This is a genomic window from Pontibacillus litoralis JSM 072002, assembly GCF_000775615.1.
Taxonomy (GTDB): Bacteria; Bacillota; Bacilli; order Bacillales; family BH030062; genus Pontibacillus; species Pontibacillus litoralis.
This window is the reverse complement of record NZ_AVPG01000022.1, coordinates 45,401-56,116: the sequence shown is the minus strand read 5'-3', so window position 1 is coordinate 56,116 and position 10,716 is coordinate 45,401. Positions and strand designations below refer to the sequence as shown.

10 protein-coding genes are annotated in these 10,716 nt (G+C 40.2%); all 10 read right to left on the bottom strand.

Going from position 1 to position 10,716, the window contains the following annotated elements; translation table 11 throughout:
• Nucleotides 1-303: 303 nt before the first annotated feature.
• Nucleotides 304-1,788, bottom strand: a complete 1,485-nt coding sequence (lysS, locus tag N784_RS12680; protein WP_036835501.1) for a lysine--tRNA ligase — start codon at nucleotides 1,786-1,788, stop codon at nucleotides 304-306.
• A 148-nt stretch (nucleotides 1,789-1,936) separates the two neighbouring features.
• Nucleotides 1,937-2,926: a tRNA dihydrouridine synthase DusB gene (dusB, locus tag N784_RS12675; protein ID WP_036835499.1), complete on the bottom strand. Its 990-nt coding sequence runs from the start codon at nucleotides 2,924-2,926 to the stop codon at nucleotides 1,937-1,939.
• A 105-nt stretch (nucleotides 2,927-3,031) separates the two neighbouring features.
• The gene (gene folK / locus N784_RS12670) at nucleotides 3,032-3,559 is read right to left on the bottom strand and encodes a 2-amino-4-hydroxy-6-hydroxymethyldihydropteridine diphosphokinase (protein WP_036835497.1); all 528 of its coding nucleotides are present in this window, start codon (nucleotides 3,557-3,559) and stop codon (nucleotides 3,032-3,034) included.
• A 1-nt stretch (nucleotide 3,560) separates the two neighbouring features.
• Nucleotides 3,561-3,923, bottom strand: coding sequence for a dihydroneopterin aldolase (gene folB, locus N784_RS12665; RefSeq protein ID WP_036835495.1), 363 nt, complete (start codon nucleotides 3,921-3,923; stop codon nucleotides 3,561-3,563).
• Entirely contained in the window at nucleotides 3,916-4,752 is an 837-nt protein-coding gene (gene folP, locus N784_RS12660) for a dihydropteroate synthase (protein WP_052127308.1), read from the bottom strand. The genes folB and folP overlap by 8 nt, the downstream gene beginning before the upstream one ends.
• Nucleotides 4,753-4,908: 156 nt before the next feature.
• Entirely contained in the window at nucleotides 4,909-5,853 is a 945-nt protein-coding gene (gene cysK / locus N784_RS12655) for a cysteine synthase A (protein WP_269745338.1), read from the bottom strand.
• A 90-nt stretch (nucleotides 5,854-5,943) separates the two neighbouring features.
• On the bottom strand, nucleotides 5,944-6,843 hold the full coding sequence (locus tag N784_RS12650) for a peptidyl-prolyl cis-trans isomerase (protein ID WP_036835491.1): 900 nt from the start codon (nucleotides 6,841-6,843) through the stop codon (nucleotides 5,944-5,946).
• 15 nt (nucleotides 6,844-6,858) lie between these two features.
• Nucleotides 6,859-7,725 (bottom strand): Hsp33 family molecular chaperone HslO, encoded by an 867-nt coding sequence (gene hslO / locus N784_RS12645; RefSeq protein ID WP_036835489.1) that lies wholly within the window; start codon nucleotides 7,723-7,725, stop codon nucleotides 6,859-6,861.
• Between the two features lie 7 nt (nucleotides 7,726-7,732).
• Nucleotides 7,733-8,524: a type III pantothenate kinase gene (locus N784_RS12640; protein ID WP_036835487.1), complete on the bottom strand. Its 792-nt coding sequence runs from the start codon at nucleotides 8,522-8,524 to the stop codon at nucleotides 7,733-7,735.
• A gap of 170 nt (nucleotides 8,525-8,694) precedes the next feature.
• On the bottom strand, nucleotides 8,695-10,677 hold the full coding sequence (gene ftsH, locus N784_RS12635; protein ID WP_036835485.1) for an ATP-dependent zinc metalloprotease FtsH: 1,983 nt from the start codon (nucleotides 10,675-10,677) through the stop codon (nucleotides 8,695-8,697).
• Between the last annotated feature and the right edge of the window lie 39 nt (nucleotides 10,678-10,716).

Here is a 10,716-nt window from a genome sequence, read left to right as displayed (position 1 = left end):
AAGTTCGTAATGTCTTTCGTTTGCGTCGCTTGTTTTGGCGACTTAATTAATATAACATTTAATCGAATCTTCGTCAACAACTTTTTTAAAAAGTTTTAAAAGCTGTTTTGCTTTTTCGATTGTGTGCATTTGTTACGTTGTTAGCGCAACGTTTAATAATATACCATGATCATTGTCATATATGCAATAGTTTTTTTAAAAATTTCTTGTGTTTTTATATAAAACAGGACGCAAACTGTATAGGAACGCTTTTTTTGCACACAATAAAAGCGCTCAAGCATAAACTTGAGCGCTAATTCTTTCTTAATCTCTATGTCTCATTTGTGGGAATAATAGTACATCACGAATAGATGGGGAATTCGTTAACAACATAACTAAACGATCTATACCGATTCCTAAACCTCCAGTTGGTGGCAAGCCGTACTCCAATGCTTCTAAGAAGTCTTCATCCATCATATGAGCTTCATCATTTCCTTCTTCACGCTCTTTTAACTGCGCTTCAAAGCGTTGACGCTGATCTACTGGATCATTTAACTCAGAAAATGCATTTGCATGTTCGCGGCCAACAATAAATAACTCAAAACGATCTGTAAAACGCTCGTCTTCTTTGTTTTTCTTAGCCAGTGGAGAAATTTCAACTGGGTGACCATATACGAATGTTGGTTGAATTAACTTCTCTTCAACAAATTGTTCAAAAAACTCATTCACAATGTGGCCGAACGTCATGTTATGTTCAATTTTCACACCATGTTCTTTCGCTAATGCTTTCGCTTCTTCATCAGACATCTCTGCCCAGAAATCGACACCTGTATATTCTTTAACTGCGTCCACCATATGGACTCGTTTCCATTGTGGAGCTAAATCCACTTCATATTCACCGTAAGGAACCGTGGTCGTACCTAATACATCTTGCGCAATATGGCTGACAACATTTTCTGTTAATGACATAATATCATGGAAGTCCGCATATGCTTCATATAGTTCAAGCATTGTAAATTCAGGGTTATGTCGTGTAGATACGCCTTCATTACGAAATACTCGTCCAATTTCATACACTTTCTCCATACCACCTACGATTAGGCGCTTTAAGTGTAGTTCAATGGCAATACGCATATATAAAGGCATGTCTAAAGCATTGTGATGAGTAATAAATGGACGTGCGCTCGCCCCACCAGGAATCGCATGCATAGTTGGTGTTTCTACTTCCAAAAATCCTTTATCGTCAAAATAACGGCGCATAGACTGAATAATCTTACTGCGCATAATAAATGTATCTCGGCTACCTGGGTTCGTAATAAGATCTAAATAACGTTGACGATAACGTTGCTCTACGTCTTTCAAACCATGGAATTTCTCTGGAAGTGGGCGTAGTGACTTCGTTAACATGTGAAATTCTTTCGCTTTAACAGATAGTTCTCCTACATTCGTTTTGAATACGACGCCTGTCACGCCGATAATATCTCCTATGTCAGCAGATTGGAACAATTCGTATGCTTCTTCTCCAACAGCGTCTTTACGTACGTATATTTGCACTTGACCCGTTAAATCTTGAATGTGCGCAAAGCCCGCTTTTCCTTTACCGCGTTTTGTCATTATACGCCCAGCGATTGTCGTTGGGATTTGTTGTTCTTCTAATTCTTCTTTCGTTTGGTCGTTATATGCTTGTTTTAATTGTTGTGACAAATGCGTCCGTTCAAACTTATTCCCAAATGGATCGAATCCTTTTTCATAAAAAGAATCAAGTTTCTCGCGTCTCACTCGCATTAAGTCATTTAATTCTTCCGTCATTGTTTAATCACTCCAGTTTTAAGTTGCTATATCCTCTACGTTCTAGTTAAAGACTATTATAGAAAACGTTCGAAAACTGCCAGGTGTACTGACAGTCTATTTAAAGGTAGTATAGAAAAACCATACAGTTGTGTCAATTTCCCTTACTTTACGAAACTTTCATTCTTGCCTGAGACTCTTGAACAAAATCATTCAACACCGTGACAAGTTGTTCACGAGTTTCCGCTTCATTGATACGCCTACGGACTTTGCCGTTGCCTTTTACCCCTTTAAGATACCATGCAGCGTGCTTGCGCATTTCCTTAATCGCCGTTTTCTCTCCTTTAAGAGCGATTAAACGATCCATGTGCAATTTACACACTTCAATCTTCTCATGTGGTTGAGGTTCATCAATGAGTTCTCCTGTTTCAAGATACTTCGTTGTACGATAGATCATCCAAGGGTCGCCTAACGCCGCTCGACCTATCATAACTGCATCTACTCCCGTTTCATCTAGACGACGTTTGGCTTCTTGAGGTGTATCAATATCGCCATTTCCAATAACAGGAATTGATATATTTTCTTTTAATCGACGAACAATATCCCAATCCGCATACCCTTCATACAATTGCGCACGAGTACGACCGTGTAGTGCTACCGCTTTAGCACCTGCTTCTTCTAACGCTTTGCCATTCTCAATTGCTAGAATGTGGTCTTCATCCCAACCAGTACGCATTTTCACCGTGACAGGCTTATCAACATTTTTCACAACAGCGGCTACCATTTCATGAATTTTGTTCGGATCTAACAGCCATTTAGACCCTGCATCGCACTTCGTTATCTTCGGTACAGGGCACCCCATATTAATATCGATAATATCAGCCGTTGTATTCTTATCGACAAATTGAGCAGCTTCCACAAGGGTTTGCTTCTCCCCCCCAAAGATTTGCAAGCTCATTGGACTTTCTTCTTCATCGATATACAACATTTTCATCGTTCTCTCGTTATTATTCACTATTCCTTTATCACTTACCATTTCCGCACATACAAGTCCCGCTCCGAACTCTTTTACAGTTAAACGAAAGGCTGAATTACACACTCCGGCCATTGGAGCAAGTACAACCTGATTAGGAATCGTGATATCTCCAATGTTCCACATATATACCCTCCTTATCCATACGCTATTTATGAATCGTTATCGTTTATCTGAAGTATGAATAACTCGTTTCGTTCTCTCAATACAGTACCAAACATTAACTAATCCCTATTTGCCTATCTCCTTTTCATTTTGCCCATTACGACGCTTCCATGGCCTTACTCCTTTTACCTCGTCTTCTGGTAAACTCAATAAAAGCTCTTGTACCGTCTTATCGTAATTTGGCAGGTACACAGTTGAACCAATATCATTCAAAGGGACAAGCACGAAAGCCCGTTCGTGCATTCGTGGATGAGGTACGGTTAACTTCTCTGTTTGCATATTGGCTTGATTATATAATAAGATATCAAGATCGATCGTTCTCGGCCCCCATCTCACTCTTCTTTCTCTACCTAGTGTCGACTCAATGGTTTGACAATAAGCAAGTAAGTCAACTGGAGATAGAGTCGTTTCTACTTTTACAACACCATTTAAAAAGTCATCTTGATTAGTATAACCTACTGGTACCGTTTCATAAATAGCGGATGCTCGGACATTTTTTATTTCCTCATGGCTACTTAACCGTTCAATCGCTCGTTCAATAAACGTTTGTCTCGGATGTATGTTAGAGCCTAACGCAATAAACGCTATCGCCATATTATACTCGCTCCCTGCAAATTTCCACTGCAACGGAATGATAGTGCCCAGGAATTGGCGGATCTGGTTTGACGACTTTCACCGTTACAGCTTGTATTTTCGTAAACGTCTGTAAAAGAGTAGCCGCTAATTGCTCCGCTACTGCTTCGACTAAGTTTTTTGCTTCACCTTCTACAACTCGTTTTGCTACTTCGTACACGTGCCCATAATTCACGCTTTCCTTCATATCATCAGACGTACCAGCTTGCTGCAAATCTAATTCTAATTGTAAATCAACAATAAAACGTTGTCCTAGTTTATTTTCTTCTGGATATAAGCCGTGATAGCCATAAAACTGCATTTGATTCATCATGATTTTATCCAAGGCCATTCCCTCCTTTACCTAACATGGCATCCATCATTTTAACCATTCGTGCCATTTCTTTCACATCATGAACACGAACGATATCGGCACCTTTTGCAATGCCCAAACAAACTGTCGCACCTGTACCTTCCACCCGCTCATTTACAGGAAGGTCTAATACTTGTCCGATAAAAGATTTCCGGGACGTGCCAAGTAACAACGGATAACCGAAGGCACTGAATTCCTCCAGTTGACGCATGACCTCTAAATTATGAGCACCCGTTTTCGCAAAACCAACCCCTGGATCAATAACTATATTGTGTTCTCTTACACCGGCATCCTGAACCAATTGAATGCTTTCCTGTAAATCTACTTTCATATCTGAAATTAGATCGTTATATTCCTTATCTGTGCGATTGTGCATTAACATAATAGGAACTTGATAGGCAGCTGCTATATTCGCCATCTCTGGATCCTTCTTAGCCCCCCAAACGTCGTTAATGATAGACGCACCAGCCTCTAGCGCCGCTCTCGCTACATTCGATTTATACGTATCAATAGAGATTGGAATATGAACTTCACGATGCACGGCTTTAATAATCGGAATTACACGTTCTAATTCTTCTTTTTCTGTAACCGGATCATGACCTGGACGCGTCGATTCACCGCCAACATCAATGATATGCGCACCATTACGTTCCATTTCTTTTGCTTGTTGAACCGCCGAAGCCACCTCATCAAATTTACCACCATCAGAAAAAGAATCAGGCGTAACATTCAATATTCCCATCACAAGTGTTTGTTCGTCAAGATTGTAATGCTTTTCTTTCGTGCGTAACATTCGCGCCATTCTACTATCTCCTTTACCGTTCTAATCTACCATTACTATTGTACACAATGTAGCTACTATATTCACATATTTTCATATTCTAGGCACTTGAACAAAAATCGTTAAAAAGCCTACCGCTCCTCTAAGCGATAGGCTCTACACATCTTATATACTTTCTTAATCAAAATCATATAGCGGAGTCGATAAATAACGTTCTCCATTACTAGGCACAATCGCCAACACTTTCTTCCCTTTACCTAGCTGTTTGGCTACTTGCTTCGCTGCATAAACGGCCGCTCCTGAAGAAATTCCTCCGAGAATACCTTCCGTTTTCGCCATCTCTCGTGCTGTTTCAAAAGATTGTTCATTCGTAACACGAAAAATTTCATCATACACATCCGTCGCTAATATTTCTGGCACAAATCCTGCCCCAATTCCTTGAATCTTATGAGGTCCCGATTTTCCACCTGATAATACAGGAGACGAATCTGGTTCTACGGCAACGATTCGGATACCATCGTACTCATCCTTCAGCACTTTACCAGCACCTGTAATCGTTCCTCCCGTTCCAATGCCAGCTACAAAAGCATCTAATTGATTGCCCATCTGCTGTACAATTTCTGGGCCAGTTGTTTTCTCATGAATAGCCGGGTTCGCTTCGTTGTTAAATTGCTGAGGCATGAAGTATCCGTGCTCATCCGCTAACTCCCCAGCCTTCTGAATAGCCCCCTTCATTCCTTCACTTCCAGGGGTTAAAACTAACTCTGCACCGTACGCTCGTAATAAATTGCGACGCTCTTGACTCATCGTATCGGGCATAACTAGCAAAGCTTTATAACCTTTCGCTGCTGCCACCATCGCTAAGCCAATACCGGTATTTCCGCTCGTTGGTTCTACAATTGTATCACCTTGTTGCAGCCTACCTTTTTCCTCCGCATCCTCTATCATCGCAAGAGCAATTCGATCTTTCACTGAGCTCCCTGGATTCATGAATTCTAATTTCACATAAACTTCTGCACTTTCCTCTTCATTTACACTGTTTAACTTTACAATAGGTGTTTGGCCAATCAAATCAACAATCGATTCAGCAATACGCATAATGCCACCTCTAATCCCGAGTATTTTTATAGGTTTTAATAATAATATATGCGTCTACGTTAAAAATGTCAAACCATACACGTTAAAAATCACATGAGAATGGAGGCGAATCGATTAATCATCATAATAAGAATCTACCCCAATTTCTTCCCATAAATCTTTAGGAGAGAAGGAACCTCCAACATGTTGTAACGCCACTTGTCTTTCCACCGCTGCTTTTAGTTCATCATAAGTGAAAGATATAGCAGGCAATGTCCGATGTACATACAACAAGATATAGTCTTGCTCCGAAGGAAAAGGTTTACTATATTCCCCTTCTTCTAACTCGCTTGCCACATCATAATAGGAATCTGATAAAAAACTGCTATCTTCAGAAAAATAACCTAAATAACCACCTTTTTGCTTCGTCTCTTCATCTGCAGAGTATTCTCTCGCAAGAGCATCAAATGCCGCACCGTCATCAAGCTCTTGAACGACCTTCTCTGCTTCTTCAGAAGAAGACACGACAATGTGAGATAGCTGATATGTTTTCTGGAATTCATACTGCTGCTTATACTGATTATAATATTCTTTCATTTCTTCTTCTGGAATACCAACATCTTGCGTCATTAAAGCTTCTAATAAATAATTGTACCTGACTTGCTTTCTCCAATGATCACGCATAGCTTGCAGTTGGTCATCATCCATAACACCAGTCATCGTCTCCATCAAGGATAGTTCTCGTTCAATCAGCTTCTCTTCTATTTGCATATCTTGCTCTTCAGCTAATTGAAAAACAACCTCTTGATTAATTAGCTGTTCTAACACTTCTTCACCGTGCTGATGATCTAAAGCCGATAGCCAACTTGCATAGGTAATTGATTTATCGCCTACTTTTGCCACAGCAGCTTGCATGTCTTGAATCGTACCTTTATCTGTTTTCATTCCTCGATCAGAGAAATTCATCCAAACTAAGGTTGCTACATTTGTCATAAGGAGCACAACAATGATGCTCCACATTTGTTTTCTCGACATACGTCACCTACTTTATTATAACAATGCTTTTAATTCTTCTTCTGTAAACGTATAGTGTTCATTGCAGAAATGACAAGTTGCTGATGCTCCATGATCTTCTTCAATCATGCTGTGCAACTCTTCTTCACCCAACCCTTTCAGAGCGTTTTCTAACCTTTCCTTTGAACACTTACATGTAAACTGAATGTGAGTATTGCCTAGCACGCTAGGATTACCACCAGCTAACAATTCCTCAAGAATTTGTTCAGGTGTATACCCTTGATCAATTAATGAAGAGATTGACTGTACTGAGCGTAAATTCTCTTCTATCTTAGCAATTGTTTCTTCATCTGCATCAGGCATCATTTGAATAATGAACCCTCCTGAAGCTTTAATCGTTAAATCTGGATTTACTAATACACCTGCACCTACTGCAGATGGTACTTGTTCTGAATTAGCAAAATAATACGTGAAATCCTCACTTATTTCACCTGACACAATTGGAACTTCCCCAGTAAAATAATCCTTCAATCCAATGTCCTTCACAATGCTAATCGTACCTGTTGTCCCTACAGCTTTTGCTACATCTAGCTTCCCATGTTCATTTAATTCAAAATCGACATGCGGGTTCGACACATAAGCTCGAACGTTCCCTTGCGTATCTGCATCAGCAACAATGGCACCAATCGGACCGCCACCCTCTACTTTCACAGTCAGGTTGTCGTCCCCTTTATTCATCGCTCCCATCATCGCCGCTATTGTTAACGTACGCCCTAGCGCAGCTGATGCTGTTGCATATGTATCTTGACGACGAGCCGCTTCTCCTACAGTATTGGTAGAGGTAATAGCAAACGCTCTCACCTTTCCTTCAAATGCAGTTGAACGAATTAAATAATCTTTCATAAGCTTGTCATTCTCCTTTGTTTACACATTTTCCTTCATTTCGTTTATAAATTTCATATAGGCCTTTCAACGTTAAATAAGGATCCACTACGTCAATCGTTCGGGATTCCTCAGCAAATAATGGTGCCAATCCACCTGTAGCCACTACTGTCGGTGGCATGCTTGATTGCTCCTTCATTCTACGAACTACTTCATCTACTTGACCAACATATCCATAAAATATTCCCATTTGCATCGCCTCTACCGTCGAACTACCGACAACATTTTTTGGTGCCACTAATTCAACACGCGGTAGCTTTGCCGCTTTCGCATACAATGCTTCTGTAGATATATTAACACCTGGAGCAATAGCACCACCAACATATTGCCTTTCCTCATCAATATAGCAATACGTCGTCGCTGTCCCGAAATCAATAATAATTAATGGCGTATCATACTCTTTAATAGCACCTACTGCATTCACGATGCGGTCAGCCCCTATTTCATTTGGATTCGGATAAATCATGTTTAATCCCGTTTCCACTGACCCATTACCTACAACAAGTGGTTCAAGTTGAAAATAATTACGGCACATACGTTCTAAAGCGTACATAATCGGTGGTACTACAGAAGAGATGATAATACCATGTACTTGTTCAAAAGCTAAACCATCATGCTCAAATAATTGTTTAATAATCATCGCAAACTCATCTTCTGTTTTATGACGATCAGTACCTATTCTCCATTCATATTGCAATTCTCCACGGTCAAATACACCTAATACTGTATTAGTATTGCCAACATCGAATACAAAAATCAACCCTCTCACCACTTTCATTCACATTATAACGCACTTATCATACCACACCTTATTCAGCTAAGTATTTTCCCTTATCCTAATCTGTAACAGGAATACTATACACACCGACCAAGAAACTCGTAAAAAAAACTGCCCCTGACCAACAGGTGGTCGGAGCAGTTCATTTGACATTATTCGTTGCGTTGATTCTCTTCATCAACTTCTGAGCGGTTAGAATCCGTTTCTACTTCTTCTTCCGCCTTAGATTGAATATTTACTTTCACATCAGCGTCTTGCTTCGCTTCATCTTCTTTGACTTTTGCTGCTCGAGAATCTTCTGGCAATACACCGTGTTTAAATAGAGAATTAATTTCAGCTTTATCTAACGTCTCTACTTCAAGCAATGTTTGCGCAATTAATTCTAATTGTTCTTTGTTCTCTGTAAGAATTGTCTTCGCGCGGTCATAACATTCCTTCACAATGCGTTGTACTTCTTGATCAATCTCATAAGCAATTTGATCACTGTAATTTTGTTCATTTTGAATATCACGGCCTAGGAATACTTGGCCGCCACCACCACCACCAAATTTCAATGGTCCTAGTTTGTCACTCATACCAAATTCCGTCACCATTCGGCGCGCAATATCTGTTGAACGCTGAAAATCATTACTTGCTCCTGTACTTACTTCGCCAAAGATGATTTCTTCAGCAACTCGACCACCAAGCAGTCCTGTAATCTTATCTAGAAGTTCCGGTTTCGTCATCATGAAACGATCTTCTTTCGGAAGCATTACAGCATAACCACCAGCTTGACCACGCGGAACAATCGTAACTTTGTGTACTTCATCCGCTTCATCTAACACCATTCCAATAATCGTATGCCCACTTTCATGGTAAGCAACGATATTGCGTTCCTTACTCGAAACAACACGGCTTTTCTTAGCAGGTCCAGCAATAACACGGTCAATTGCTTCATCAACAGATACCATGTCAATTTTCTCTTTATTCGCACGGGCTGCTACAAGAGCGGCTTCGTTCAATAAGTTCTCCAAATCTGCACCAGAGAAGCCAGGTGTACGCATTGCGATTGTATGCAATTCCACCTCTTCAGCAAGCGGTTTGTTACGCGCATGCACTTTAAGCACTTCTTGACGACCTTTCAAGTCTGGGCGGTTAACTGTAATTTGACGGTCGAAACGCCCTGGACGTAATAAAGCAGGGTCTAAAATATCTGGGCGGTTTGTTGCAGAAATAATAATAATTCCTTCATTCGCACCAAACCCATCCATTTCAACAAGCAATTGGTTTAGGGTTTGTTCACGTTCATCGTGTCCCCCACCAAGGCCAGCACCACGTTGACGTCCTACTGCGTCAATCTCATCAATAAAAATAATACAAGGTGCATTTTTCTTCGCATTTTCAAATAAATCACGGACACGAGATGCACCGACACCAACAAACATCTCTACGAAGTCAGAACCACTAATAGAGAAAAATGGAACACCGGCTTCTCCTGCTACGGCACGAGCCAATAACGTCTTACCTGTTCCTGGAGGTCCTACTAAAAGTACCCCTTTAGGAATGCGCGCTCCAATTGTAGCAAATTTACGTGGGTCTTTAAGGAAGTCCACTACTTCAACTAGTTCTTGCTTTTCTTCATCTGCACCAGCTACATCTTTAAAACGTACTTTCTTCTTGTCTTCGCTAAATAATTTCGCTTTACTCTTACCGAAATTCATGACACGACTTCCGCCGCCTTGCGCTTGATTCAGTAAGAAGAAGAATAAAATAAAGATAATCACAAATGGAATAATATTCGTAAAGAAAATAAGCCATCCGCTCGGATCCTCTGCTGCTTCAAAATTCAAATCTTTAAGACCTTGATCTTCAGCAATGTCAATCACTTCTTTTACTTCTTCACCATTGTCTAAAATGGTAGCAGTGAATGTTTCTTTACCTTCTTCAGCTGACTTTAACTTACCTGTTATTTGATAAGCTTGGTTCGTATATTGAATAGTCATGTCTTCCACTTGACCATTGCTTAACTTATCTTTGAACTCTGTGTAACTTAGTGGCTGTGTTTGTTGATTATCACCACTTAACATGCCAACAACACCAATGACAACCATAAAAATGACTGCATAAAATAGTGTATTACGAAATACTCGGTTCATTGCCTACCTCCTCCCAGGCGAGAAAACTATAGTAAATAG

What these genes read in the sequence shown, in the direction of transcription:
- folK (WP_036835497.1), bottom strand. Translation starts at nt 3,559, where the DNA reads ATGGCGATAGCGTTTATTGCGTTAGGCTCTAACATACATCCGAGACAA.
- lysS (WP_036835501.1), bottom strand. Translation starts at nt 1,788, where the DNA reads ATGACGGAAGAATTAAATGACTTAATGCGAGTGAGACGCGAGAAACTT.
- hslO (WP_036835489.1), bottom strand. Translation starts at nt 7,725, where the DNA reads ATGAAAGATTATTTAATTCGTTCAACTGCATTTGAAGGAAAGGTGAGA.
- dusB (WP_036835499.1), bottom strand. Translation starts at nt 2,926, where the DNA reads ATGTGGAACATTGGAGATATCACGATTCCTAATCAGGTTGTACTTGCT.
- N784_RS12650 (WP_036835491.1), bottom strand. Translation starts at nt 6,843, where the DNA reads ATGTCGAGAAAACAAATGTGGAGCATCATTGTTGTGCTCCTTATGACA.
- folP (WP_052127308.1), bottom strand. Translation starts at nt 4,752, where the DNA reads ATGGCGCGAATGTTACGCACGAAAGAAAAGCATTACAATCTTGACGAA.
- ftsH (WP_036835485.1), bottom strand. Translation starts at nt 10,677, where the DNA reads ATGAACCGAGTATTTCGTAATACACTATTTTATGCAGTCATTTTTATG.